Consider the following 26,284-nt stretch of genomic DNA (forward strand, 5'->3'; position numbering starts at 1 on the left):
TCACCATTGAGGCCATGGTGCTGGTCCTGGGGGTGTCGGCGGGCGCTGCTGGCGCACGCGCCATGCTCACCCATTCCGACCAGCCTCACCTGCCTCCCATCGATCGGTGCAAGGTCCTACGCCGGGCCGGCGGCGGGAGCATGGCGGAGGCGGTCTTCGAGGCCATCCGCCTGATGCGGAAGTCGGCGGCCGAGCGTGACGAGTTCATCACCGGTATCGCGGTCGCCTGCCGCAGCACCAACCATGCCGAGGCCGTCCGCACCGCCGCGGGCCGCAATCGCCTGACCGTCATCGACGAGCCGGTGGCTCAGCTCAGATATCTGCGCTTCACCAGGAAGCTCCCCACCGAGGGCTCGATCCTGCTGTACGACCTCGGCGCGTCCGGGCTGACCCTCACCCAGATCGACTGCCGAAACGATGCCGTCCTGGCCACCAGGCGCAGCACCGTCCTGGGCGGGGACGGCCACGACGCCCTGCTGCGCTGGCTGCTCACCCGCGGCGGCGTCACCCTGGACCTGGCCGATATCCGCCGTCAGAAGGAAGCCCTGGCCTCCGAACGCGTGCTGGCCGTCTGCGACCCGATCTCCGGGCAGCGCGCCGTGGTCACCCGCAGTGATTTCGCCGAGCTGGTCGAGGCGGGCATCCATCATTCGGCGTCGTTCGTCCGCCACATGATCGACGAGACCGGCATCCGGCCCGCGGGTCTGGCCCTGCTCGGCGGCTGCACCCGCAACAAGAGCATCCGCGACGAGCTGAAACTCCAGCTGGGCTACCCGATGATCTACGATCCGGAGCCCGATTTCGTGTCCACCCGCGGCGCGGTCCTGCTGGCCGCCGAACGCCCGTCGGCCCGCAGCATCCGCAGCGTGCACCTGGCCCCGGGCGCCACTCCCGTCGAGGCCCCCGTCGCCCCCGTCTCCCGCCGCAAACTCGTTGCGGCGGTGGCGGTGACCGCCACGCTCGGCGGCACCATCGTCGGCGGGCTGGCCATGAACCGGGACGGTGGCGGCCACACCGACGGCAAACCGCCGACCGTCGAGGTGGTCGGCCCGCCCAAACACGGCTGAGGCCACCGGAATTCCCCCACGCCCGTTACCCCGGCCTGCGCCTGATCCCCGCCCGCCGGCCAATCCCCGCCCGCTGGCCGATGGCGCACGGCACGAGGCACGCCAGGCAATCCCCACTCCCCCTCGACAACGTGCCCCGCTGCCGTATGCCGATGGGATACGGCACGAGGCACGCCAGGCAATCCCCACTCCCCCTCGACAACGTGCCCCGCTGCCGTGAGGCAGCGGGGCACGAGAGCTCCGAGAGTTGGTGCGGCGCTTACTTGTTGGTGAAGTTGGCCGGGCGCTTCTCGACGAAGGCGGTCATGCCTTCCTTCTGGTCGTCGGTCGCGAACAGCGAGTGGAAGACGCGACGCTCGAAGCGCAGGCCCTCGCCGAGGGTGGTCTCGAAGGAGCGGTCCACGGCTTCCTTGGCGATCATCACCGACGGCAGCGACATGGAGGCGATGGTCTCGGCGACCTCCATGGCGGTGGCGACCAGTTCGGCGGCCGGGACGATGCGCGAGACCAGGCCCGCGCGCTCGGCCTCCTCGGCGCCCATATTGCGGCCGGTGAGGATGAGGTCCATGGCCTTGGCCTTGCCGACGGCGCGGGTGAGGCGCTGCGAGCCGCCCATGCCGGGGATGACGCCGAGCTTGATCTCGGGCTGCCCGAACTTGGCGGTGTCGGCGGCGAGCAGCAGGTCGCACATCATGGCGAGTTCGCAGCCGCCGCCGAGGGCGTAGCCGGCGACCGCGGCGATCAGCGGCTTGCGGAAGGCGGCGACGCGGTCCCAGCCACCGAAGTGGTCGGTCACGAACATGTCCATGTAGGACTTGGTCTGCATCTCCTTGATGTCCGCGCCGGCCGCGAAGGCCTTCTCGGATCCGGTCAGCACGACCGCGCCGATCTCGTTGTCGTTCTCGAGCTCGTCGAGCGCCGCCGAGATGTCGGACAGGACCTGCGAGTTCAGCGCGTTCAGGGCCTTCGGCCGGTTGAGCGTGATGAGCGCGACGCGGCCCTTGCGCTCCAGCAGAATGGTCTCGAAGTCGGTCACGCCGTCTCCCCTTCAGATCGCTTACGGATATCGGTGACGATAGCCGAGAAGTCCTTGCCCGCTTCTTCCTGGTTGAAGCGGTTGTAGATCTCGGCCGCGAGCTGACCGATCTGCCCGTCCACGCCGTTGGCGCGCAGCGCGTTGGCCGCGAGCCCCAGGTCCTTGGACATGAGCGCGGTCGCGAAGCCCGGCTGGTAGTCGTTGTTGGCGGGGCTGGCCGGAACCGGTCCCGGCACCGGGCAATACGAGGTCAGCGCCCACGACTGGCCCGAGGCGGTGGACACCACGTCGAAGAACTTGTCGTGGGTCAGGCCCAGCTTCTCGCCCAGCACGATGGCCTCGGACAGCCCGATCATGGAGATACCCAGCAGCATGTTGTTGCAGATCTTGGCGGCCTGCCCGACGCCCGCGCCGCCGCAGTGCACGACCTTGCCGCCCATCACCTCGAGCAGCGGCAGCGCCGCGGCGAAGTCGGCGTCCGCGCCGCCCACCATGAAGGTGAGGGTGCCCGCCGCCGCGCCCGCCACGCCGCCGGAGACGGGGGCGTCGAGGGCCCGATGTCCCGCCGCCACAGCGAGTTCCGCGGCCTGCTTGGCGTCGCCGACGTCGATGGTGGAGCAGTCGACGAACAGGGTGCCCGGCTTGGCGGCCGGCAGGATGTCGCCGTAGAGGTCGAGCACGATGCGGCCGTTGGGCAGCATGGTGATCACGATGTCGGAGGCCGACACGGCTTCGACGGCGGTGGCGACCACGGTCGCGCCGTCGCGGCGGGCCTGGTCCTGCGCGGCGGGCACGGGGTCGAAGGCGAGGACGTCGTATCCGGCCTTGACCAGGTTGGCGGCCATCGGCCCGCCCATGTGGCCGAGTCCGAGGAACGCGACCTTGGTGTTGTTGCTCATCATTCGTCCTTAGCTGCGGCCACACCCAATTCGCGATCGCCGAGCGCGCCGAAGTAGGCGTCGACGTCGGCGTCGGTGACGTCCGCCAGGGTGGCGGGCGACCACTGCGGGTTGCGGTCCTTGTCGATGACCTGGGCGCGAATGCCTTCCACCAGGTCGTGGGTGTTCAGGGCGGCGACGGAGACCCGGTATTCCTGGTTCAGCGCCGTCTCGAGGTCGGCGGCCCGGCGCGCCTCGCGCAGGGAGCGCAGCGTGACCTTCAGGGCCACCGGGGATTTCGTCAGCACGTCGGCGGCGGCCTTGGCGGCCTCGGCGCGGCCGTCGATCTCGAGCCGGTGCACGATCTCTTCGACGGTGTCGGCGCCGTAGCAGGCATCGATCCAGTCCTGCTGGGCCACGAACTCCGAAACCGGTGCGGGCTGAGCGAATTTCGCGATGGCCACCTCGACCTCGGTGGTCGCCAGCGCCTCCAGCAGTGCGGGCAGGTGTTCCGAGGGCACGAAGTGGTCGGCGAAGCCGGCCGCGATGGCGTCACCGGCGGACATGCGCGCGGTGGTGAGCGCGATGTGGGTGCCGATCTCGCCGGGCGCGTGCGCCAGCAGCCAGGTGCCGCCCACGTCGGGGATGAAGCCGATGCCGGTCTCGGGCATGCCGACCATGGACCGCTCGGTCACGATGCGGTGCGAGGCATGGCCGGACAGGCCGACGCCGCCGCCCATGACGATGCCGTCCATGATCGCGACGTACGGCTTCGGGTAGCGCTTGATCAAGGCGTTGAGGATGTACTCGTCGCGCCAGAACTTGCCGCTGGGCGAGTCGGCCGCGACCTGCGGCGAATCACCCCCGGCCACAGTGGCCTTGGCGTCATTGTGGATGGCGACGATATCGCCGCCCGCGCACAGTCCACGCTCGCCCGCGCCTGTCAGCACGACCGCGCGCACCGCGTCGTCGTCCGCCCAGGCCCGCAGCGCGTCCAGGATGGTCAGCGCCATCGGGTGATTGAGCGCATTGATGGCCCGGGGCCGGTTGAGCGTGATCAGGCCGAGCCCATCACGCCGCTCGATCAGAACCTCGGGTTCCTTCACGCCTTCGCTCATGCTGCTCCTACCACCGAGCGGGCGACGACCACCCGCATGATTTCGTTCGTGCCCTCGAGGATCTGATGCACCCGCAGGTCGCGGACGATCTTCTCGATGCCGTATTCGGCCAGGTAACCGTAGCCACCGTGCAGTTGCAGGGCCTTGTTGGCCACCTCGAACCCGGCATCGGTGGCGAACCGCTTGGCCATGGCGCACAGCTCCACCTTGTCGGGGGCGTCGGCGTCCAGGGCGGCCGCGGCGCGCCACAGCAGGGTGCGGGCGGCCTCCAGGGAGGTCCGCATGTCGGCCAGCTCGAATTGCAGGGCGGTGTTGTCGAGTAGTCGCGAGCCGAAGGCCTTGCGCTGGGCCATATAGGCGACTGTCCGGTCCAGCGCGGCCTGCGCGCCGCCCATCGAGCAGGCGGCGATGTTCAGCCGCCCGCCGTTGAGCCCGTTCATGGCGATGCGGAAGCCGTCGCCCTCGGAGCCGAGCAGGTTGGCCACCGGCACCCGCGCGTCCTCGAGGATGACCTGCCGGGTGGGCTGGGCGTTCCAACCCATCTTCTTCTCGTTCGGCCCCACCGACAGACCCGGGGTGTCCGCGGGCACGATGAGCGCCGAGATCCCGCGCGCCCCTTCGGTTCCGGTGCGCACCATCATGACGTAGACGTCATTGGACCCGGCCCCGGAGATGAACTGCTTGGCGCCGTTGAGGATGTAGTCGTCGCCGTCGCGAACGGCCTTGGTGCTCAAGGCCGCCGCGTCGGATCCGACGCCCGGTTCGGTCAGCGCGTAGGACGCCAGCAGATCCATGGAGGTCAGGCCCGGTAGCCACCGATTGCGTTGCGTCTCATCGCCGTAGGTGTCGATCATCCACGTCGCCATGTTGTGGATGGAGATGTAGGCGGCGACCGACGGGCAGCCGGTGGCGAGCTGCTCGAAGATGCGCACGGCGTCCAGCCGCCGCAGCTGGGAGCCGCCCACGTCCTCGCGCACGTAGATGCCGCCCAGGCCGAGCGAGCCCGCCTTGCGCAGCACGTCCACCGGGAAGTGCTTGCGCTCGTCCCATTCCAGGGCATTGGGCGCGAGCAGCTCGTCGGCGAAGGAGCGGGCGGTCTCGACGATCGCCTTCTCGTCCTCGTCCAGTACGAACATCAGCGTCAGTCCATGGTCGGGATGACGAAGGCGTTGGCGGCGGAGCCGCCCGAGGACGCGGTCTCCTTTCCGCCTGCCGGCCAGCGCTGCGTCACCGTCTTGGTCTTGGTGTAGAAGCGGATCGAGTCCGGGCCGTGCTGGTTGAGATCGCCGAAGCCGGACCGCTTCCAGCCGCCGAAGGTGTGGTACGCGATCGGCACCGGGATCGGGACGTTGATGCCGACCATGCCGACCTGCACGCGGGCCGCGAAGTCGCGGGCGGTGTCGCCGTCGCGGGTGAAGATGGCGACGCCGTTGCCGTACTCGTGCTCGTTGGGCAGGCGCAGCGCCTCTTCGTAGTCCTTGGCGCGGACCAGGGCCAGCACGGGGCCGAAGATCTCTTCCTGGTAGATCCGCATCTCGGGGGTGACATTGTCGAACAGCGAAGCGCCCGCGAAGAATCCGTCCTCGCCGCCCTCGACCACCAGGCCGCGGCCGTCGATGACCAGCTCCGCGCCCTCGTCGACGCCGATCTGCACGTAGTTGTTCACGCGGTCCACGCCGTCACGGCCGACCAGCGGGCCGAAGTCGGCGCCCGGGTCGTCGGAGAGGCCGACGTTCAGCTTGCCGATGCGCTCGACGAGCTTGGCGCGCAGGCGATCCGCGGTCTCCTCGCCGACCGGCACCGCCACCGAGATGGCCATGCAGCGCTCGCCCGCGGAGCCGTAGCCCGCGCCGATGAGCTGGTCGGCCACATCGTCGAGGTCGGCGTCGGGCATCACGATGGCGTGGTTCTTGGCACCGCCGAAGCACTGGGCGCGCTTGCCGTTGGCGGTGGCGGTCTCGTAGATGTACTGCGCGATCGGGGTGGAGCCGACGAAGCCGACGGCCTTGATCCGCTCGTCGTTCAGCAGCGTGTCGACGGCTTCCTTGTCGCCGTTGACGACATTGAAGATGCCCGCGGGCAGTCCGGCCTCGAGGAACAGCTCGGCCAGGCGCAGCGGCACCGAGGGGTCACGCTCGGAAGGCTTGAGTACGAAGGCGTTTCCGCAGGCGAGGGCGGGTCCGGCCTTCCACAGCGGGATCATGGCCGGGAAGTTGAACGGGGTGATGCCGGCGACCACGCCGAGCGGCTGGCGCATGGAGTAGACGTCGATGCCGGTGCCGGCGCTCTCGGTGTACTCGCCCTTGAGCAGGTGCGGGATGCCGACGGCGAATTCGATCACCTCGAGGCCGCGCTGGATGTCGCCCTTGGCGTCGGCGATGGTCTTGCCGTGCTCGGCGGAGAGCAGGGCGGCCAGCGAGTCCATCTCGTCCTGCACCAGGGTCAGGAACTTCATGAGCACGCGGGCCCGCTTCTGCGGATTGGTGGCGGCCCAGGCGGGCTGTGCGGCGGCCGCGTTCGCGATGACCGCCTCGACCTCACTCTTGCTCGCCAGCGGTACCCGCGCCTGGACCTGCCCGGTGCTCGGGTTGAAGACATCCCCGAATTTGCCGGAGGTTCCCGGTACGTGCTTGCCGTCGATGAAGTGAGTCAGTTCGCGAACCATGCCAGTCCTGTCTCGAAGCTTGCGCGCCATTTGCGCGGTATGTGGCGATCCTATAGTTGGACATCCAAGTATTGGCTGTGGGATAATTCACAGCACCTACAGGCTCTCCGTGCGGAGGATTGGCATGCCAGATCTGCATGTCCCGGTAAATCCAGTGCGGTTCGTCACCGCCGCTGCGCTCTTCGATGGCCATGACGCGGCCATCAACATCATGCGAAGAATCCTCCAGGCGCAGGGGGCGGAGGTGATTCATCTGGGGCATAACCGGGCCGTGCGCGAGGTCGTGGACGCGGCCGTCACCGAGGACGTGCAGGGGGTGGCCGTCAGCTCGTATCAAGGCGGGCACATCGAGTACTTCGAGTACCTGGCGCAGGCTTTGACAGAGGCCGGGGCCGGGCACGTGAAGATCTTCGGCGGGGGCGGCGGGGTGATCATTCCCGAGGAGATCTCCCGGCTGCGGGAGTCGGGGGTGACCATCTTCTCCCCCGAGGACGGGCAGCGGCTCGGGCTGCCGGGCATGATCAATCAGCTGATTTCGGCGTGCGACGTGGATCTCTCACAGACACCCGCCCCCGTCGACGCAGTGCTGAGCGGCGATCGGGCGGCCTTGGCCCGCACGCTCACCTGCCTGCAACAGGGGACGCTGCCGCCGGACGACCTGGCCGCCCTGACGGCCGCGGCGGCGGCGCGGCAGGTGCCGGTGCTCGGCATCACCGGGACCGGCGGCTCCGGAAAGTCCTCCCTCACGGACGAACTCGTGCGGCGGCTGCGCACCGACCAGCAGGACAAGCTGCGGGTCGCGATCCTGGCGGTGGACCCCACCCGGCGACGCGGCGGCGGCGCGCTGCTCGGCGACCGGATCCGGATGAACGCCCTGGACGGGGAACGCGTCTACTTCCGGTCCCTGGCCACCCGGGGCGAGCGGGAGGTGCCGAACAATATCGACGCCATGCTGATCGCCTGCAAGGCAGCGGGATTCGACCTGGTGATCCTGGAGACCCCCGGCATCGGGCAGGGTGACGCGGCCATCGCCGAGCACGTGGACGTGTCGCTGTACGTGATGACGCCGGAGTTCGGGGCGGCCTCCCAGCTCGAGAAGATCGACATGCTCGACTTCGCGGATGTGGTGGCCATCAACAAGTTCGAGCGGCGCGGGGCCGAGGACGCGCTCCGGGACGTATCGCGGCAGCTGGTGCGCAATCGCGAGGACTTCCACGCCCTGCCCGAGGACATGCCGGTGTTCGGCACCAGCGCGGCCACGTTCAACGACGACGGCGTGACGGCGCTCTACCACCATCTGACCGGGCTGCTCGCCGAGCGCGGGCTGCCGCTCCAGGAGGGCGTGCTGCCGCGGGTGGAAACCCGCGCCTCGACGCGGTTCGCGCAGATCATTCCGCCCGCGCGGGTGCGCTACCTGGCCGAGATCGCCGAGACGGTCCGGGATTACCACGCGGCGACCGCCCGGCAGCTCGAGGCGGCGCAGCGGGTGCAGCGCGTCGAGCAGGTGCTCGCCGAACTGCCGGACGACGAATCCGTGAGCGATCTGCTCGCCCGGGCCGAGCGGGAGCTGGCGCCCGAGAACGCCGCCCTGCTGGCGGAATGGCCCGCCGTCGCGGAGTCCTATCGCGGCGAAGAGCAGGTGGTGCGGGTCCGGGACCGGGAACTGCGGACCACGCTGCGCCGGGAGACCCTGTCCGGCAGCTCGATTCCGCGGGTGGCGCTCCCCCGCTTCACCGATCACGGTGAACTGCTGCGGTTCCTGCGGTCGGAGAATCTGCCCGGGCGGTTCCCGTTCACGGCCGGGGTGTTCCCGTTCAAACGAGACAACGAGGATCCGGCGCGCATGTTCGCGGGCGAGGGCGACGCGTTCCGCACCAATCGGCGGTTCCGGGTGCTGTCCGAACACGCCGACGCCAAACGGCTTTCGACGGCGTTCGACTCGGTGACCCTGTACGGGCACGATCCGGCCGAGCGGCCCGATATCTACGGCAAGGTCGGCACGTCCGGGGTCTCCATCGCCACGCTCGACGATATGAAGGCGCTGTACGCCGGGTTCGATCTGGACGCGCCCAGCACCTCGGTGTCCATGACCATCAACGGGCCCGCGCCGACCATCCTGGCCTACTACCTCAATGCCGCCATCGATCAAGCGCGCGAGGAGTTCTCGGCCGAGCAGGGCCGCGAACCCACCGACGCGGAGGCCGCGGACCTGCGCGCCCGCACCCTGGCCACCGTGCGCGGCACCGTGCAGGCCGACATCCTCAAGGAGGATCAGGGCCAGAACACCTGCATCTTCTCCACCGAGTTCAGCCTGCGCATGATGGCCGATATCCAGGAGTGGTTCGTGCGCAACGGTGTTCGCAACTTCTACTCGGTGTCCATCTCCGGCTATCACATCGCCGAGGCCGGGGCGAACCCGATCAGCCAGCTGGCCTTCACCCTCGCCAACGGCTTCACCTATGTGGAGGCGTATCTGGCGCGCGGCATGGACATCGACGATTTCGCGCCCAACCTGTCGTTCTTCTTCTCCAACGGGATGGACGCCGAATACTCGGTGATCGGCCGGGTGGCGCGGCGCATCTGGGCGATCGCCATGCGCGACGAGTACGGGGCCGGCGAACGATCGCAGAAGCTCAAGTACCACGTGCAGACCTCCGGGCGGTCGCTGCACGCACAGGAGATGAGCTTCAACGACATTCGCACCACCCTGCAGGCGCTGATCGCGATCTACGACAACTGCAACAGCCTGCACACCAATGCCTACGACGAGGCGGTCACCACGCCCACCGAGGAATCGGTGCGCCGGGCGCTGGCCATCCAGCTCATCATCAACCGGGAGTGGGGGCTGGCGATGAACGAGAACCCGTTGCAGGGCAGCTTCGTCATCGACGAGCTCACCGATCTGGTGGAGGAGGCGGTGCTGCGGGAGTTCGAGCGGATCAGCGAACGCGGCGGGGTGCTGGGCGCGATGGAGACCGGGTATCAGCGCGGCCGGATCCAGGACGAGTCCATGCTCTACGAGCGCCGCAAGCACGACGGGAGCCTGCCGCTGATCGGAGTCAACACCTTCCGCAATACGCACGAGGAAGAACACCGGGTACTGGAATTGGCGCGTGGCACGGAGGCCGAGAAACAGTCTCAGCTGCAACGAGTCAGCGAATTCACCGAGCGACATCGCGACGAGGCCCCGGCCGCGCTGGCCCGGCTCGCGGCGGCCGCGGCGAGCGACGAGAACGCCTTCGAGGTATTGATGGACGCCGCGCGGGTGTGCACGCTGCAGCAGGTCACCGACACCTTCTTCACCGTGGGTGGCCAGTATCGCCGCAACGTTTGATCACTCCCGGGCCCGCTGACCGACAGCGCCCCGCTATATCTCGAAATATAGCGGGGCGCTATTGCTTTCATCCGCGATCCCACACTGGCGAGTGCTAACACCGTCCAGGGTGTATGGCAATTTCCGATCGGCAGCAATTTCTCGGCTATACCGGAACTGTTCGGTTCGATTGCGGCTGACAGGAAGACGATCATGCGTAGAACGACCATGAGAACCACCGCCAAGCTCGCCACCATCACCATGTCGCTCGCCGCGGCAGCCACCCTGTTCGCCGGCGCGGCCAACGCCGAGGCCCCCGACAGCGCGCCGATCCAGGTCACCCCGGTCTCCGAGGGCATTCCGCTGGATCCGGTGGCCACCAACCCGAACGCGATGTTCCCGGACCCGGCCCTGAACGGCGCGGCCGCGGGCGCCCTCACCGGCAGCGCGGGCGGCGCGGCACTCGGCTCGGTCGTCGGCTCCATCCCCGGCGCGCTGGGCGGCTCCGCCCTGGGCGCCCTGATCGGCGGCGGCATCGGCGCGCTGGTCGGCCTGCTCGACCCCAACGCCATCCCGCAGGTGCTGCCGTAACGCACCGCCACACCTCCCCGGGCAAACTCCGTGCCGCGTTCGCTCAGGCGAGCGCGGCACGGGCGTCTCTGTGGAACAATCCGGACAGGCTGACCCCGACGGAAGGCACCCCATGGAGTTTGCGGGAATGACCGTGGTGGACGCGCACATTCACCAGTGGGATCCGATGACCACGCCGCGCGAGTTCAGCGGCCTGGCGAAGCTGTTCCGATACGTACCGGTGCCGGTCGACTGGGCCAAACGGCTCGCGCCGCGCCGTGATCGCGAGTTCGTGGGGGACCCCACGCCGTTCATGCGCCCCTATCTGCCACGCGACTACGACTCCGATGCGGGCGAGGTGCCGGTCGAGGCGATCGTGCACATCGAGGTGGAATGGGTCGGCAACGGCCCGCTCGGGCCCGTCGACGAGACCCGGTGGGTGGCAAGCCTGCCGTGGGGCGTGGACACCCCCGCCCTGGGCGCGATCATGGGCGCGGCCGACCCCGTCACACCCGAATTCGCCGAGTTGCTGGACGCGCATCAGGCCGCGTCCCCACTGTTCCGGGGCGTGCGCACCCGCGTCGAATACCACCCGGATCCGGATGTGCGGGCGACCTGCGAGGCGCCGGGCAAACTCACCTCCACCGCCTTCCTCAACGGGTTCGGCGCACTGGCCGACCGCGGGCTCGCGTTCGAGGCATGGGTGTACTCCGGCCAGCTGCCCGAGGTGACGGCGCTGGCCGAGCGGTATCCGGACACCACCATCGTGCTCAACCATCTCGGCACGCCCGCGGGCGTTTTCGGGCCGGTCGGGCGAGAGACCGGCAGGAATCCGGGCCGGCGGCGCGAGCTGTTCCTGCGCTGGCGCGACGACCTCACCGCGCTGGCCGCGCACCCCAATGTGGTGGCCAAGGTGAGCGGGCTGATGATGCCCATCCTCGGCCACCCGGTGCCCAAACGCGGCGAGCCGACGCCGGTTCCGGTACTGGTGGAACGGATTTCGCCGATGCTGGAGCACGCGCTGGACGTCTTCGGCTCCGACCGGCTGATCTGGGGCTCGAATTTCCCGGTGGACAAGCCGATTACGAGCATCCCGAACGCCGCGAACGCGGTGGCCACCGCGCTGGCCGGGCACGGGGCCGACGACAAGGCCATCGAGCAGGTGTTCCGCCGCAATGCCGAACGGATCTACGGGCTCGACATGCTCTGATCCGGTCGGGTGCTCCGAATTTGCCGGGTCCGGCCGTGGCGGAGCGTCACGCTGGCTATCGTGATGCGCCATGGAGCGGATCCTGCGGATCGGAATGGGTTTCTGGGAGTCCCGGACCTTGCTCAGCGCCGTCGAACTCGGGGTGTTCACGGTGCTCGGGCATCGCCAGCTGACCGCCGAGCAGCTGCGGCGCGAACTCGGCCTGCACCCGCGGTCCGCCCGTGACTTCTTCGACGCGCTCGTCGCCATGGAGATGCTGCGGCGCACCGACGGCCGGTACGCCAACACCGCCGACACCGCCACCTATCTGGACAGCACCGGCAGCGAGTACATCGGCGGCTTCCTGGAGATGGCGGCGGCACGGCTGTATCCCTTCTGGGGCCATCTGACCGAGGGCCTGCGCACCGGGCTACCCCAGAACGAGGCCCGCGAGGGCCGTGACTTCACCGAGCTGTACCAGGATCCCGAGCGGCTCTACGACTTCCAGCGCGCCATGACCGGGCTGTCACTGCCCGGCGCGCACGTCATCGCCGAGGTCTTCCCGTGGCAGCGCTGGAAGACCGTCGCCGATATCGGCACCGCCCAGGGCGCGCTGCTGCGCACCGTCCTGGAGACCAATCCGCACCTGCACGGCATCGGCTACGACCTGGCCCCCGTCGAGCCGATCTTCACCGAATACATTGCCCCGGTGGCGGATCGGAGCAGCTTCCGGGCCGGGGACTTCTTCGCGGAGGAGCTGCCCGAGGCCGATGTCCTGGTCTTCGGCCACATCCTGCACGACTGGGATCTCGACACCAAGCGCATGCTGCTGGAGAAGGCCTACCGCGCGCTGCCCGAGGGCGGCGCGATCCTGATCTACGAATCCCTCATCGACGATGATCGCCGCACCAATCTGCCCGGCCTGCTGATGAGCCTCAACATGCTGATCGAGACGCCCGGCGGCTTCGACTACACCGCGACCGACCTGCGCGGCTGGCTCGCCGACGCCGGGTTCCACGACCCGCAGACCGAGCACCTCGCCGGGCCGGAATCGATGGTGTGGGCCGTCAAGTAGCGGCCGCCGGGGTTTCGGTCAGGGCAGGGCCAGGTATTCCGCGCCGAGCAGATCGGCCGCGTGGCTGACGTGATCGACGATGCGGGCGGCGTCGGCCTCGATGATCCCGGCCCGCCAGGCGGTCAGCAGTTCGATGAAGCCGCCGATGCTCATCAGCACGCCCATGCGCAGGTCGGATTCGTCGACGCCCGGGCGCAGGTACGGGCGGGCGGTGGCGATGAGCAGGTCGGTGGCCTCGGTGAGCAGGGCGGTGCGGCGCTGCTCGAGCACGCGGCTGCCCGAGTGATCACCGAACAGGATGCGGGCCGGGCCCTGGGATTGCAGTTCCACGGCGCGGGCGATGGCCAGGTGCAGGATGCCCAGCGCCGGGTGCGCGAGATTGTCGGCGACCACGGCCGAGAGTTCGCCCAGCACCTGGAATCCGACCTCGTCCCAGACCGCGCCCAGCAGGTCGTCGCGGTCGGCGAAGTGCTCGTAGAAGTAGCGGTCGTTGAGGCCCGCGCGGGTGCACACGCCGCGCATGGTGACCGCGGCCCAGCCGTGCTCGAGCCAGATGTCCAGGGCCGCCGTGATCAGCCGCTCGCGGCGTTCGGCCCGGCGCTGCTCCTGCGTGCGGCCACCCCAGGTGCCGCCGCGCCGCCCGGGTGTCGCGGTCAGGTCGGTCGTCGCCGTCGCGGGCACGTCCATAGTTGACAAAATAGCGCATCCGGAGCCTAATTGGTGGCAGGTGCGGCCAGTGGTGGCACACGCCACCACTTGACTGCCCGGATGGCACGCTCCCGGGAGTTCCCATGCGACTCAATCCTTTCGGCGGAACCCACCGCACTCGGCAGGCGGACGCGGTGGTGACCGGTGCGGGCAGCGGCATCGGCCGCGCCTTCGCCCTCGAGATCGGCACACGGGGTGGACGCGTCGTCTGCTCCGACCTCGACCCCAACCGCGCCCGTGAGACCGCCGAACTGGTCGGCGACATCGGGGGCAAGGCCTTCGACACCGGCTGCGACGTGAGCAGCCTGGCGCAGGTCACCGCGCTCGCGAACACCGCCGAGGAATGGTTCGGCAAGAGCCCGGACCTGGTGGTCAACAATGCGGGCATCGGCCGCGGCGGCACCGTCATCGGCGAGACCCCACCCGAGGAATGGCATCAGGTGCTGGACGTGAACCTGTGGGGCGTCATCCACGGCTGCCACGTCTTCGCGCCCCGGCTGCGCGCCGCCGGACACGGGTCCATCGTGAATGTCGCCTCCGCCGCCGCCTTCGGGTCCGCGCCGCGCATGGCCGCCTACAACGTGTCCAAGGCCGGGGTGCTGGCGCTGTCGGAGACGCTCGCCGCGGAGCTGTCCGGGACCGGCGTCACCGTCACCGTGCTCTGCCCGACCGGGGTGAGAACCAATATCCTGGAAGGCGTTTCGATCGGCGACGAGACCGTGCAGCTGTGGGGCGACCGCCTGCTGCGCTGGACCGGACGCCCGCCCGCGGCCATCGCCCGCGCCACCCTCGACGCCGTCGACCACGGTCAGCTCTACGTGGTCCCGCAGCTCGAGGCCAAGGCGATCTGGCAGTCCAAGCGACTGCTGCCCGAAACCTACACCCGCGCCGCCGGATTACTGGAGCGGCTGGTGCGGTAGCCATGCAGCGAGGAGCAGAACAATGGCGTTCGCGTATTCCGACATGCTCACCGTGGTCCGGGACCGGCAGTGGGCGCTGGCCGACATCGACTGGGACGCACCGGGAGCCGAGCTCATCACCGATGAGCAACGCCCGGCGCTGGCCACCTTCATGGCCGACCTGGTGTGGATCGAACACGTGGGCGCGCGCGGCTTCGCCGCCCTCACGCTGCACGCGCCGGACGGCCCGCTCAAGGAGATCTACCGGCACTTCCACGCCGAGGAACAGAAGCACGCCAATGCCGAACTGGCGTTGATGCGCCGCTGGGGCATGCTCGACGGGGACGCGATGCCGCTGCCCAACAAGAACATTCAGCTCGTCATCCAATGGCTGGACCGGTACGGCGACCAGCTGTCGCTGCCGGTGCTCGGTACCGTGATCCCCTCGCTCGAGTGCGCGCTCGACGGCGCACTGGTGAAGTTCCTGCTCGATGAGGTGCGAGACCCCCTGTGCCACGAGGTGTTCCGGCACATCAACAGCGACGAGTCCCGGCATCTGGCGGTCGGCTTCCAGGTGCTCGAGCAACTCGGCGCGGGACCGATGCGGCGCATCGCCATCGAGACGGCCGGTTTCGCGCTGCGCCCCACCCTGCTGATGGGGGCCCTGCTGTACACGCCGCTGCTGTCGCGCATGTCCACCAACATCATGGCCATGGGGCTCGACGAGGAGAAGCTGTGGAATGCCGTGCGGCGCTACGAGAAAGCCGGTGAACGCGGCCCCGATATCCAACGCCTGCCGCTCTACCATGTGGTCCGCCTGCACGGGAAGGCCACCATCAACCGCCTGCAGCCGATCCAGGGCATCAACGACGCGTTGAACAAGGCCATCGACCGCCTGCCCGAACGGCTGCTGCGCCGCCATACCCCGTCCTGGTCCAAGGCACTGACCTATGAGCCGGTGGCGAAATGAGCGCCCCGATCCGGGGCGGCGCGGGCGGCGGGGCCCGGGACGCCTACACCGGGCCCACCATCCATTGCGCGCATTGGAAGGATCAATACGCGCTGGACCGTCTGCACGTCGCGGTGGTCGGTGGCGGGGCCGCGCTCGCGACCGTCGTTCCCCCGGTGGCCGCGCGGGCGCGCAGAGTGACCGTCTTCCAGCATGATCCGGTGTGGATCCTGCCCACGCCGCCGCTGCCCGGCCTCCGGCTGCTGCTCGGCCGGGTGCCCGCCGGCGCGCTCGGAACGCTCCCCGCGGACTCGGCGCCACCGCTTCCCGGTGACCCCGTCACCCCCGCCGCCGCTGCGTCACGGGCGGCGCCCGGGCCCGGCGCGCCGGGGCGATTCGGCCTCGACGCCCTGCGCTGGGGCGGGCGACAGGTGCTGCGGCGGGTGGCCGCGGCGAATCTGCGTGCGCAGGTCGGGGATTCGTGGGTGCGGCGGCAATTGACGCCGGACCAACGGGCGGCGGTGCGGGTGCACGGCCGCTACTACCGGGCCCTGCGGCAGCCGAACTGCACGCTCGTCAGCTGGCCCATCGCCCGGCTCGCACCGCTCGGGATTCGCACCGTGGACGGGATCGAGCATCGAGTGGACTGCATCATCTACGCGGAGGACCCATCGTGACAAGAACCGTCGTCGACCATCAGATCATCATCGTAGGGGCCGGTTTCTCGGGGATCGGGACCGCGATCGCCCTGCGCAAGGCCGGATTCGACGACTTCGTCATGATCGACGAGGCCGACGGGCCGGGCGGGACCTGGCATTGGAACACCTATCCCGGTATCGCGGTGGACATTCCGTCGTTCAGCTACCAGTACTCGTTCGAGAAGCAGAACTCGTGGTCGCGGGTGTACGCCCCGGGCCGGGAGCTGAAGGCCTACGCCGAGCGGTGCGTGCAGAAGTACGGGCTGCGGCCACGGATCCGGTTCGGCACCACCATCGAACGCGCCGACTTCGACGACGACCTGCACCTGTGGCGGCTGCACACCAGCGACGGCGACGAGCTGACCTGCCGATTCCTCATCGGCGCGACCGGGGTGCTGACCCGCCCGAAACTGCCGGACATCGCGGGGGCGGAACGGTTCCGGGGCGTCACCATGCACACCGCGCGCTGGGATCACGACATCGACCTGCGCGGCAAACGGGTCGGGATCATCGGGACCGGGGCCTCGGCCATCCAGATCATCCCCGAGATCGCGCCGCGGGTGTCGGAACTGGTGGTCTTCCAGCGCACCCCGATCTGGTGCCTGCCGCGGCCCGACGCGCCCATGCCGCCGGTGGCCCGCGCACTCATGCGGCTGCCCGGCGGGCAGTTCGTCACCCGCTGGATCAGCCAGGCGTTCGTGGAACTGACCTTCCCGCTGTCGGCGCACTACTACAAGGTGCTGCCGATCGTGAAGCTCGGCGAGCGCACCGGGCTCGCGCACCTGCGGGATCAGGTGCGGGACCCCGAGATTCGCGCGAAGCTCACGCCCGACTACGCGCTGGGCTGCAAGCGGCCGTCGTTCTCCAACGACTACCTGAAGACCTTCAACCGCGAGAACGTCACCCTCGAAACCGATCCCATCACCGAGATCACCGCGAGCGGTCTGCGCACCACCGGCCGCCACCACCAGGTCGACGTGCTCATCATGGCCACCGGCTTCAAGGTGATGGAGTCGGGCAATATGCCCACCTTCGACCTGCACGGCAGCGGCGGACTGCGGCTGGAAGATTGGTGGGACACCCACCGGCTGCAGGCCTACGAGGGTGTCAGCGTGCCCGGATTCCCGAACTTCTTCACCATCATCGGGCCCTACGGGTACAACGGGGCGTCCTACTTCACGCTCATCGAGATGCAGACCACCCACATCCTGCGGCTGCTCCGCCAGGCCCGTCGCCACGCCGCCACCCGGGTGGAGGTCACCGCCGCCGCCAACGAGCGGTACTTCCAGGAGATGATGTCGCGGCGCGGCACCCAGGTGTTCTGGCAGGACAGCTGCACACTGGCCAACTCCTACTACTTCGACAAGAACGGGGATGTCCCGTTGCGGGCCATGAGCACGCCCGAAGCCGCCTGGCGGGCAGCCCATTTCGACCTGACCGACTACACCTTCGAAGCACCCGGCGGACGCCGCACCGACGATCGGCCCGCCACCCGGACCGCCACGGCCTGACCCGCGGCGGGCCGGGGAACAGCCCTCAGCGGTCCAAGGAGCGGTAGAGGTCGCGCAGTTGCCGCAGCCCGGCGGCGACGGACTGCTCGTCCTCGGAGGTCATGCGCAGGGCCTGGCGCAACAGCACCGGGTCCAGATCGTCGGGAGCCGGATGGAATTCGGGATCCGGCAGCGTGGGCAGCGCCGCGTGCTCGCCGTACAGGTCGCCGCAGTCGAGGGTCTCGCTCTGCAACAGGCCGCCGATGAGGTCGTCGAGCCGGATCCCGCGCAGGGTGAGCAGGTCGGTCGGGTGCTCGTCGAGCCGTTCCGCCACCACGTAGCAGATGGCGGCCGCGTGCTTGCAGGGCCAGCCGTGATCCGGGCAGCTGCAGGAGAAGTCGAGTTCGGACACCGTCGTCGGCAGCAGCAGCGGGCCCAGCGCCCGGGGCAGCGTGCCCGCCGCGATCTCGCCCAGCATGCCCGGCGACTCGCGCACCGCGTCCGCGAGTTCCTCCAGGTGGTGACGGTCGAAGGTGCGCATGGTCAGCACGGAGACGAAGGGGCGGGGCTGACTGCCCTGCACCTCCGCGGTCACCATGCCCTCCTCGAGCCGGTAGTTGATCACCTGGCCGGTGCGGGCGTAGGAGCGGCCGCGCGAGAGCCGCCCGGCGTCGGCGACCTGCTCCACGGCGTCCAGAAAGGCACGGCCCCACCAAGTCCGGGCGAAGGCGGCGCCGCGGCGGCTGCGCGCCGGCACCCCGCCGCGCACCGGGCGGCGCTTGCCGTACCCGCCGAAGTCGATGACATCGTTCATTCGCCGACCGCCTCCGCTCCCAGCGCGAACAGTTCCCGCAGCTCCTCGTCGCCGAGTTCGGTGATCCAGTGCTCGCCGGCGCCGACGGTGAGATCGGCCAGCCGGCTCTTGCCCTTCAGCATGTCGTCCACGCGCTCCTCGATGGTGTCGACGCAGACCAGCTTGCGCACCTGCACATCCCGGCGCTGGCCGATCCGGAAGGCACGGTCGGTGGCCTGGTTCTCCACCGCCGGATTCCACCAGCGGTCCAGGTGCACCACGTGATTGGCGGCGGTGAGATTGAGGCCGGTGCCGCCGGCCTTGAGCGACAGCAGCATCAGCGGCGGGCCGTCGCCGCCCTGGAAGTCCCGCACCATGGCGTCGCGCGCCTGCTTGCTCACCCCGCCGTGCAGGAACGGGACCTCGGCCCCGAAACGCTCGGACAGGAAGGGGGCCAGCAGCTTTCCGAACTCCGCGAACTGGGTGAACATCAGGGCGCGTTCCCCGTCGGCGATCACCGATTCCAGGATGTCCTCGACCAGCGCCAGCTTCCCGGACCGGTGCTGACCGCGGCGCAGCACCGGCGAACCGTCGTTCAGGTAGTGGGCCGGGTGGTTGCAGACCTGCTTGAGCCGGGTCAGCGCGGCCAGTACCGCGCCCTTGCGTTCCATGCCCTCGGCGGCCTTCAGTTTGGCCGACATATCGTCCAGGACAGCCTGATACAGCGCGGCCTGCTCCACGGTCAGGTTGGCCCGCACCGTCATCTCGATCTTCTCCGGCAGATCCGAGATCACCGCCGGATCGGTCTTGACCCGGCGCAGCACGAACGGCGAGGTGATGGCACGCAGGCGGGTGACGGCGTTCTCGTCGTGCTCACGCTCGATCGGGACCGCGAACCGGGCGTGGAACTCCGACGCCTTGCCCAGCAGCTTGGGATTGGCGAAATCCAGGATCGACCGCAACTCCTCCAGGCGATTCTCCACCGGGGTTCCGGTGAGCGCCAGGCGATGTCGCGCCGGGACCAGCCGGGCCGCGCGCGCCTGCCGGGTCCCGGCGTTCTTGATGTGCTGCGCCTCGTCCAGCACCACCCGCTGCCAGTCCTGCCGCTTCAGCTCCTCCACATCGCGGGCCAGCAGGGCGTAGGTGGTGACCACCAGATCCGAATCCGTCACCGCCGCATCCAGTTCCGCGCCCGAGCGGCGGGCGGGGCCGTGGTGCACCAGCACGCGCAGATCCGGGGCGAAGCGCTCGGCCTCCCGCTGCCAGTTGCCCACCACCGACATCGGGCACACCAGCAGGGTGGGGTCGGGCGACTCGGCGGCCGTCTCCCGCTCGTGCGCCAGCAGGGCCAGCACCTGCACGGTCTTGCCCAGGCCCATGTCGTCGGCGAGGATCGCACCGCAGCCCAGGCGGCTCATCGTCGCCAGCCAGGCCAGGCCGCGCTGCTGATAGGGCCGCAGCTGGGCCTTCAGGCCGACCGGGTCGGGCACCGGCTCGGTGGCGCGCTCGCCGTCGAAAAGCTCTGCCGCCCAGCCGGTCGCGGTGACCTCGTCCAGCGGCACGCCGATCACCGGGTGGGCGGACAGCTCCGCGAACAGGCCGCCGATGGTGGTCTCGGTGCCGTCGGTGCGGCCCGAGACGTAGTCGGCGGCCGCGGCGAGCATGCGATGGTCGGCCTGCACCCAGTCGCCGCGCAGGCGCACCAGATCCGATTTCGCGTCCACCAGCCGCGCCATCTCCGCGGGCGTCAGCACGGTGTCGCCCAGCGCCAGCTCCCACCGGAACGTCACCAAACCCTCGAGCCCCACGGCGGTTTCGGTGGCCGCCGGGCTCTGCACTCGCAGTTTCATGGTCGGCGCGGCGACCCGCCAGGCGCGGGGCAGCATGAGACGCACCCCGGCGGCGGCCAGCGCGTTCGCGCCGTGCGCCACCAGGTCCATCACCACCTCGGTGGGCAGGAACAGGTCCATGCTGCGCGGATCGCCGGGCAGGTCCCGCAGGCGCGGATACACCTCCTTGGCGGCGCTCAGCTTCTCCCCCGCCAGCCGGGTCAGCACCGGATCACCGGGCAGCAGCACCGGTTGCGGCGCTTCACCTTCGACGCGCAGGCAGACCTCGAGCCGCCACAGTTCACCCGGCTCGTCGCCGTCGGGTTCCAGCAGTCGCAGCACCAGATCGGGTTCGCCCGCGGTGAGACTGGTACGCCAGTCCTCGAGCACCGCCGCCACCCGATGCGAGCCGGTCTCCAGCGGTGTGGCGTCCAGCAGGGCCCGCAGCAGCGGATGCGACACCGAATCCGTCGGCGCGGAACCGATCCCGGGATCGCGTTCGGAAATCCATTTCCTGGCAATGGGATCGGTCAGCTCGGCGACCAGGTTCTCCAGGATGTCGGCGGGTCTGCCGTGGTCCTTCAGCGCCGACGGCATGGCCACGGCCAACTCGGCCAGCCAGGCCCGCTGCCGCTGCCCGCCGACCAGCCGCCACCGCACCCACCACTCGCCGTCGTCGCGGCGGATCTCCGGCACGATCCGCCCCGCCCGCACCCAGCGCTCGATCCCGCGCGCCACATGCCCCAGATAGCGCAGATCACCCGCTACCGGCCAGTGCGGCGGCAACTCCCCCAGCAGCACCCGGGCCGCCGCCTCCGGGGCCAGCGCGTGCGCCCGCACCCGGGCCCGTTCCTTGCCGTACTCCCCCGCCAGCGTGACCTCGGCCCAGTGCCGCCACTTGGCCGCCCGCACCACCGACCGCAGCGGCTCGGGCAGCTTCTCCGTCTCGTCGGCGAGCACGAAGCCGTCCGGGTCGTGCCACAGCACCAACCCGGACCCGGGCGTCCATAGTCCGTGCAGCATCCGACCATCCAAGCAGCCCGCCCCGACAGGGCCCGCGCTACCCGCGAGTCAGGTCCCTCTTTATTTCTGATCGGATACGGCACATACTGGATAAATCCGCAGGTCACCGCAGGTCGGTGACACCTGTGTGCGCACCCGACATCACCGCGACCCAATCCGGGGCCGTGGCACTTTCGAGACCGTAGGGAGGCCGTGAAGATGACGATTCTGCTCCAAGTGCTCGAGCAGGCCTTCACGCCCACGACTTCGTGGGAACGGCGGAAATTCACCTTCGTGGATACAGCGAAGATCGTGGGGATGCGCCTGGACGGGCAGTCCGGGGTGTGGCTGGATCTGTCCCGGCCCGGTGAGTCGCAGCGACTCGCCCGGACCCCGGATCCGCGCGACTCCATCACATTCCTGCTCACCATCTTCGCCAAGATCGCCGAGTGCGAGGACCGGGGCGGCTCGTGGCTCATCGGGCACGACGGCGCGCACGTGGATTCCATTGCGGCCACGCGCTTTCCGCCACAACTGTCGGAGACGGCGGCCGACGACATCCTGGCGCACGCCTGGCTGTAACCCGCCGCGGGGGTGCGAAGTTCGTATGACGGCCCGCCGCGGCGGGCGGTAGCGATACACCTGATGCCGTGTGGCTCAGAGGCGCGACTTCGCTACTCGGCACGGTGGTCATCCTGTTCGCGGCCCTGGGGTGCGGGGCCGTCGGGCAGGTGACTCCCGCGCCGGGCAGTCCTACCCGCGTCCAGCTCGAACGCCTGCTCACCGCCGTGGTCACCGTGCCCGCGCGGCCGCGACCCGGCGGCTACCAGCGCGGATGCGGCGACGGGCAGGGGTGTGTGTTCGGTCCGGCCTGGACCGATGATCACGACGGGCCCGGCGGCCACGACGGGTGCGACAGTCGCAACAGCGTGCTGGCCCGCCAGCTCGCCGAGGTGGTCCTGCGGCCGGGCGATGCCTGCGTGGTGGTCGCGGGCGCGTTGAACGATCCGTACACCGGGCGGCGCATCGCGTTCGAGCGGGCGGCGGCCAAGACCGTGCAGATCGACCACGTGTACCCGCTGGCGGCCGCCTGGGATCTGGGCGCGGCCGGCTGGCCGGTCGCGCGGCGGGTGCGGTTCGCCAACGACGTCGACTACAACCTGCTCGCGGTGGACGGAAAGACCAACCAGGACAAGGGCGATCGCACGCCCGGCGACTGGCTCCCGCCCGCGCGGGCGAACCGCTGCTTCTACGCGGGCAAGTATCTGACCGCCGCCAACCGGTACGGACTACCTGTCACCGCCGCCGACCGCGCCGCCCTCGCGGGCGTCGCCCGCGGCTGCCCATAGCGCCGCGAAATGCCGGTACGCCTGTTCGGCGGTGAGCTCCTGGGCCGGATCCATGACCGATTCGAGCAATCCGTAAAGCCCCCAGGAAAGAAAGGTGATCGCGACGGACGCCGCGGTGGGGTCGGGGCCCAGCAGCGGGGCCAGATGCTCGGTGAGCAGTTCGGCGTACATCTGCCGGATCGACCGCAGCACTGTGGCGTTGGCGCGCGGACCGACCAGCGGCCGGTACACCTCGGGGTGGGCGTCGATCAGACGGAACAGGATCTCGATCGGCAGCAGCGGCGGCGGGGGGCCCGGAGAGCGGGACAGCTGCGCCGAAATCTCGGCCCGCACATACTCGATACAGCTGACCAGCAGCAGATCGTCCTTGTCGCGGTAGTGCGCGTAGAAGGTGGAGCGGCCGACATCGGCGCGATCGATGATGTCCCGCACGGTGATTCGCGCGTACGGGCGGGACAGCATGAGTTCGATGAGCGCCCGGTGCAGGGCCGCACGGGTGCGGCGCACCCGGCGGTCGGCAACCGGGTCCGGATCCGTTCCGGGACGGATCCCGACGGGATGTCCCGAAACGTACACATCCGGGGAAACTGCTTCTGGCCTGGCATTTCCCATTCTTCGATGATGGAACACATGACTGAGAACAAGCAAGTGTCCGATAGCGACGCCCGGTCCGTCGGAGGCCTGATCACCTGGCCGCGCGGGTACACCCTGCTCACCGACGTCTTCTTTCTGGGCCGCGGCGGCAGCCTGGTGCGGCACTTCGCCACCACCGCGGGCATCCGGCCCGGAGATCACGCCATCGACGTGGGCTGCGGTCCGGGGCGGCTGGCCAATGAGCTGGCCCGCCAGGCCGGGCCGCACGGGCGGGTCGTCGGCGTCGATCCGTCGGCGCCGATGATCGAGTACGCCACCGCCCACGCGGCCCCGAACTGTGTCTTCGAACTGGGCGCGGCCCAAGCCCTGCCCCACCCCGACGCGTCCTTCGACGTGGTGACGTGCACGTTCGCCATGCACCACATCGCCGAGGCGGATCGGAACACCGCGCTCGAGGGCTTCTTCCGAGTGCTGCGACCCGGCGGCCGCCTGCTGCTGGCGGACACCCACCCGGCGACCAAGGGCATGCGCGGACTGGCGATTCGCGCCATGGCCGGTCTGGCCGCGCATCGCGGCGGCCGTGATCACGGGCACGGCGACAGCCGTCCGGGCGGAACCGACGATCATGGGCACACTCACGAGGGCCCCGGCGACTCGCTGGCCGCGGTGGACGTCCGCCGCTACCGCGCCGCGCTGGCCGAGATCGGTTTCACGGCACTCGAATTCCGCACCGGTCCGTTCGCGACCGGCGTCCTCACCGCCACCAAACCCGGTTGAGCACCGGCACGGCCGGGCGCGGTGGGGCGGCTGCCGCCGGGTCCGGCGTCCGGTCCGTCGGCGCCGGCCGGGTTCACGCGGACCCGCCGGAGCCGATCCGGTCCGGCGGGTCGGCGTCGATCAGGCCGGGTCGGGTCCGGTGGCCGCCGGGCGCTTGGGATCGTTGGACCACTGCGACCACGAGCCCGGATAGAGCGCGGCGTCGATGCCGGCGACGGCCAGTGCCGCGACCTGGTGGGCCGCGGTGACCCCGGAGCCGCAGTACACCGCGACCGGGCCGGAGCCGAAACCCTCGAAGCGGGCGGCCAATTCGGCCAGCGGCCGGAAATGCCCGGCAGCGGTGAGGTTGTCGGCGGTCGGCGCGCTCACCGCGCCCGGAATGTGGCCCGCGCGCGGGTCGACGGGCTCCACCTCGCCGCGGTAGCGCTCGCCCGCCCGGGCATCCATCAGCACGCCCTGCCAGTCGGCCGCGCCATCGGCGTCGACGGTCGGCATGTGCCCCGAGGACAGCACCACCGTGCCGGGTTCGGGGTCGGGTTCGTCACCGGCGGAGATCTTCCCACCGGCCGCCTCCCACGCGGGCAGCCCGCCATCCAGGATGCGGACATCGGCGAGGCCGGCCCAGCGCAGCAGCCACCAGGCGCGGGCCGCGGCCATGCCGCCGGTGGCGTCGTACACGATCACGGTGTCGCCGTCGGAGACGCCCCAGCTGCGCGCACACTTCTGCAAATGCGGCAAATCCGGCATGGGGTGGCGGCCGTGCGCGGCCGACGGCGGATCGGCGAGTTCGGTTTCCAGATCGACGAAGACCGCGCCCGGAATATGCCCGTCCAGATAGTGCTGCGGCCCGTCCGGATCCCCGAGCGCCCAACGCACATCCAGCAATCGCACCCGGCCCCCGCTCGCTCCCAGCAGGTCCGCGAGCTCCGCAACCGAAATCAGCACCGAACTCAAGTCAACTCCTCTTCGCCGATTCACCGCATCATGAAGTCGATTCCGCTCCACCCTAACCAGCCCGGGCCGCACTCCGCAGCCGCCCGCCGTTCCGGCCGGGGGCCCGGCGGCCGTCAGCCCGCGGCTGGCGGCAGGAACCAGCGCACCACCAGACCCGCGACCAGCGCCCAGAAGGCCGCGCCGATCCCGAGCATCGAGATGCCCGAGGCCGCCACCAGGAAGGTGAGGGCGGCCGCGGACCGATGCGCGGCGGGGGTGAGCGCGGCGGTCAGCGCACTCGCGAGGGTGGCGATGAGGGCAAGTCCCGCAACGGTTTCCAGTACGCCCTTCGGAGCGGCGGCCACCAGGGCGACCAGCGCGCCCGAGGCCAGCGCGAGCAGCAGGTAGGTGCAGCCCGCGGTGTACGCCGCGACCCAGCGGCGCTTCGGATCCGGGTGCGCGGACGGGGCCGCCGAGAGCGCGGCGCTGATGGCCGCCAGATTGATGGCGTGCCCTCCCGCGGGCGCGCCCAGCACGGTGCCCAACCCGGTGACGGTCATGGCCGCGCGCCACGGCACCCGATAGTCGAAGGTGCGCATGACCGCCGTGCCCGGAATGTTCTGCGCTGCCATGGTCACCACGTACAGCGGCACCGCGACGCCGATCATGGCCTGCCAACTCCAGTGCGGCACAGTCCATTCCACCCGGGGCACCATGGCGGACAGCTCCAGACTCCGGTGCCGCACGGCGATGTCGATGCCGGACCCGGCCGCCGCGACCGCGAAGGCCGCCAGCACCGACCAGCGCGGCGCGAAGCGTTGCAGCACAAGCCAGGTCACGATGACCGGCACCACCACGGCCGGGCTCACCGGCAACGCCTTGACCGGCGCGAGGCACAGCGGAAGCAGTACTCCGGCCAGCATGGCCTGCGCGATCTCCACCGGAATGGCGGCGATGAGCGCGCCCAGCCGGTCCCAGAATCCGGTCAGCACAATGAGTCCGCCCGCCACCGCGAACGCGCCGACCGCCGCGGCCCAGCCGCCCGCCACCGCCCCGGTGCTCGCCAGCAGAGCCGCGCCGGGTGTGGACCAGGCCAGTGTGATCGGCATCCGATAGCGGCGGCTCAGCACGAGCATGCCGACCGCCTGGGTCACGCACACCGCCAGCAGACCCGACGCCGCCTGCGCCGACGTGGCTCCCATGGCGGTGAGACCCGCCAGCACCACCGCGAACGAACTGGTGAAACCGACCAGCGCGGTGACGATTCCGGCTCCGATCGGCTGCCCGGGACCTGCCTCCGGTGGGCTCTCGACCTCGGCGGCGGGAGTGACGCTGGTGCTCATGGGGCTATC

At 69.9% G+C, this 26,284-nt stretch carries 23 protein-coding genes; 12 read left to right on the top strand and 11 right to left on the bottom strand.

Translation table 11 applies throughout. The features are described 5' to 3' along the window. Positions 1-14 precede the first annotated feature (14 nt). Positions 15-1,067, top strand: a complete 1,053-nt coding sequence (locus ABZ412_RS18375; RefSeq protein ID WP_357282078.1) for a hypothetical protein — start codon at positions 15-17, stop codon at positions 1,065-1,067. A 259-nt stretch (positions 1,068-1,326) separates the two neighbouring features. Here the strand turns inward: ABZ412_RS18375 and ABZ412_RS18380 are convergent, their stop codons facing one another. The 5 genes from ABZ412_RS18380 to ABZ412_RS18400 are packed head-to-tail and all read right to left on the bottom strand — an operon-like array spanning position 1,327 to position 6,764. Next, positions 1,327-2,103: an enoyl-CoA hydratase gene (locus tag ABZ412_RS18380; RefSeq protein WP_357282080.1), complete on the bottom strand. Its 777-nt coding sequence runs from the start codon at positions 2,101-2,103 to the stop codon at positions 1,327-1,329. Further along, complete coding sequence (mmsB, locus tag ABZ412_RS18385; RefSeq protein ID WP_357282081.1) at positions 2,100-3,005, bottom strand: 3-hydroxyisobutyrate dehydrogenase; 906 nt, start codon at positions 3,003-3,005, stop codon at positions 2,100-2,102. Before mmsB ends, ABZ412_RS18380 begins: the two co-directional genes overlap by 4 nt. Next, entirely contained in the window at positions 3,002-4,099 is a 1,098-nt protein-coding gene (locus tag ABZ412_RS18390) for an enoyl-CoA hydratase/isomerase family protein (RefSeq protein WP_357282082.1), read from the bottom strand. Before ABZ412_RS18390 ends, mmsB begins: the two co-directional genes overlap by 4 nt. Next, a complete protein-coding gene (locus tag ABZ412_RS18395; RefSeq protein WP_357282084.1) occupies positions 4,096-5,235 on the bottom strand; it encodes an acyl-CoA dehydrogenase family protein in 1,140 nt (379 codons plus the stop codon). The genes ABZ412_RS18390 and ABZ412_RS18395 overlap by 4 nt, the downstream gene beginning before the upstream one ends. Positions 5,236-5,240: 5 nt before the next feature. Beyond that, positions 5,241-6,764 (bottom strand): CoA-acylating methylmalonate-semialdehyde dehydrogenase, encoded by a 1,524-nt coding sequence (locus ABZ412_RS18400; RefSeq protein WP_357282085.1) that lies wholly within the window; start codon positions 6,762-6,764, stop codon positions 5,241-5,243. A 124-nt stretch (positions 6,765-6,888) separates the two neighbouring features. Between ABZ412_RS18400 and icmF the strand changes: the two genes are divergently transcribed. From icmF to ABZ412_RS18420, 4 genes are all read left to right on the top strand, one after another. Beyond that, positions 6,889-10,098 (top strand): fused isobutyryl-CoA mutase/GTPase IcmF, encoded by a 3,210-nt coding sequence (icmF, locus tag ABZ412_RS18405; RefSeq protein WP_357282086.1) that lies wholly within the window; start codon positions 6,889-6,891, stop codon positions 10,096-10,098. Between the two features lie 192 nt (positions 10,099-10,290). Then, positions 10,291-10,668 carry a hypothetical protein gene (locus tag ABZ412_RS18410; RefSeq protein WP_357282087.1) on the top strand — a complete coding sequence of 126 codons (378 nt, stop codon included), beginning with the start codon at positions 10,291-10,293 and terminating at the stop codon, positions 10,666-10,668. Positions 10,669-10,780: 112 nt separating this feature from the next. Continuing rightward, on the top strand, positions 10,781-11,857 hold the full coding sequence (locus ABZ412_RS18415) for an amidohydrolase family protein (protein ID WP_357282088.1): 1,077 nt from the start codon (positions 10,781-10,783) through the stop codon (positions 11,855-11,857). A gap of 70 nt (positions 11,858-11,927) precedes the next feature. Continuing rightward, on the top strand, positions 11,928-12,911 hold the full coding sequence (locus tag ABZ412_RS18420; protein ID WP_357282090.1) for a methyltransferase: 984 nt from the start codon (positions 11,928-11,930) through the stop codon (positions 12,909-12,911). Between the two features lie 18 nt (positions 12,912-12,929). Here the strand turns inward: ABZ412_RS18420 and ABZ412_RS18425 are convergent, their stop codons facing one another. After that, complete coding sequence (locus ABZ412_RS18425; RefSeq protein WP_357282091.1) at positions 12,930-13,598, bottom strand: TetR/AcrR family transcriptional regulator; 669 nt, start codon at positions 13,596-13,598, stop codon at positions 12,930-12,932. A 104-nt stretch (positions 13,599-13,702) separates the two neighbouring features. Between ABZ412_RS18425 and ABZ412_RS18430 the strand changes: the two genes are divergently transcribed. The 4 genes from ABZ412_RS18430 to ABZ412_RS18445 are packed head-to-tail and all read left to right on the top strand — an operon-like array spanning position 13,703 to position 17,676. Further along, positions 13,703-14,539, top strand: coding sequence for an SDR family NAD(P)-dependent oxidoreductase (locus ABZ412_RS18430; protein ID WP_357282093.1), 837 nt, complete (start codon positions 13,703-13,705; stop codon positions 14,537-14,539). Between the two features lie 22 nt (positions 14,540-14,561). After that, positions 14,562-15,488: a ferritin-like domain-containing protein gene (locus tag ABZ412_RS18435; RefSeq protein ID WP_357282095.1), complete on the top strand. Its 927-nt coding sequence runs from the start codon at positions 14,562-14,564 to the stop codon at positions 15,486-15,488. Further along, entirely contained in the window at positions 15,485-16,144 is a 660-nt protein-coding gene (locus tag ABZ412_RS18440) for a hypothetical protein (protein WP_357282096.1), read from the top strand. The genes ABZ412_RS18435 and ABZ412_RS18440 overlap by 4 nt, the downstream gene beginning before the upstream one ends. Continuing rightward, positions 16,138-17,676, top strand: a complete 1,539-nt coding sequence (locus ABZ412_RS18445) for an NAD(P)/FAD-dependent oxidoreductase (protein ID WP_357282372.1) — start codon at positions 16,138-16,140, stop codon at positions 17,674-17,676. Before ABZ412_RS18440 ends, ABZ412_RS18445 begins: the two co-directional genes overlap by 7 nt. 25 nt (positions 17,677-17,701) lie before the next feature. Here the strand turns inward: ABZ412_RS18445 and ABZ412_RS18450 are convergent, their stop codons facing one another. Together ABZ412_RS18450 and ABZ412_RS18455 are read right to left on the bottom strand one after the other, a co-directional pair. Beyond that, positions 17,702-18,469, bottom strand: coding sequence for an SWIM zinc finger family protein (locus ABZ412_RS18450; protein ID WP_357282097.1), 768 nt, complete (start codon positions 18,467-18,469; stop codon positions 17,702-17,704). After that, on the bottom strand, positions 18,466-21,300 hold the full coding sequence (locus ABZ412_RS18455; protein ID WP_357282099.1) for a DEAD/DEAH box helicase: 2,835 nt from the start codon (positions 21,298-21,300) through the stop codon (positions 18,466-18,468). The genes ABZ412_RS18450 and ABZ412_RS18455 overlap by 4 nt, the downstream gene beginning before the upstream one ends. 198 nt (positions 21,301-21,498) lie before the next feature. Here ABZ412_RS18455 and ABZ412_RS18460 point away from each other — a divergent pair, with 198 nt between their 5' ends. Continuing rightward, entirely contained in the window at positions 21,499-21,861 is a 363-nt protein-coding gene (locus ABZ412_RS18460; RefSeq protein ID WP_357282100.1) for a hypothetical protein, read from the top strand. Between the two features lie 104 nt (positions 21,862-21,965). Further along, complete coding sequence (locus tag ABZ412_RS18465) at positions 21,966-22,628, top strand: HNH endonuclease family protein (protein ID WP_357282373.1); 663 nt, start codon at positions 21,966-21,968, stop codon at positions 22,626-22,628. Here the strand turns inward: ABZ412_RS18465 and ABZ412_RS18470 are convergent. Next, a complete protein-coding gene (locus tag ABZ412_RS18470; RefSeq protein WP_357282102.1) occupies positions 22,569-23,204 on the bottom strand; it encodes a TetR/AcrR family transcriptional regulator in 636 nt (211 codons plus the stop codon). The genes ABZ412_RS18465 and ABZ412_RS18470 overlap by 60 nt on opposite strands. Before the next feature lie 54 nt (positions 23,205-23,258). Here ABZ412_RS18470 and ABZ412_RS18475 point away from each other — a divergent pair, with 54 nt between their 5' ends. Beyond that, positions 23,259-23,999, top strand: coding sequence for a class I SAM-dependent methyltransferase (locus tag ABZ412_RS18475; protein WP_357282103.1), 741 nt, complete (start codon positions 23,259-23,261; stop codon positions 23,997-23,999). A 120-nt stretch (positions 24,000-24,119) separates the two neighbouring features. On the opposite strand, the gene ABZ412_RS18480 is transcribed toward ABZ412_RS18475, so the two are convergent. After that, positions 24,120-24,941 (bottom strand): sulfurtransferase, encoded by an 822-nt coding sequence (locus ABZ412_RS18480; protein WP_357282375.1) that lies wholly within the window; start codon positions 24,939-24,941, stop codon positions 24,120-24,122. A 125-nt stretch (positions 24,942-25,066) separates the two neighbouring features. Beyond that, positions 25,067-26,275: a benzoate/H(+) symporter BenE family transporter gene (locus ABZ412_RS18485; protein WP_357282104.1), complete on the bottom strand. Its 1,209-nt coding sequence runs from the start codon at positions 26,273-26,275 to the stop codon at positions 25,067-25,069. Between the last annotated feature and the right edge of the window lie 9 nt (positions 26,276-26,284).

The sequence above is a fragment of the Nocardia sp. NPDC005746 genome (assembly GCF_040630785.1).
Lineage (GTDB): Bacteria > Actinomycetota > Actinomycetes > Mycobacteriales > Mycobacteriaceae > Nocardia.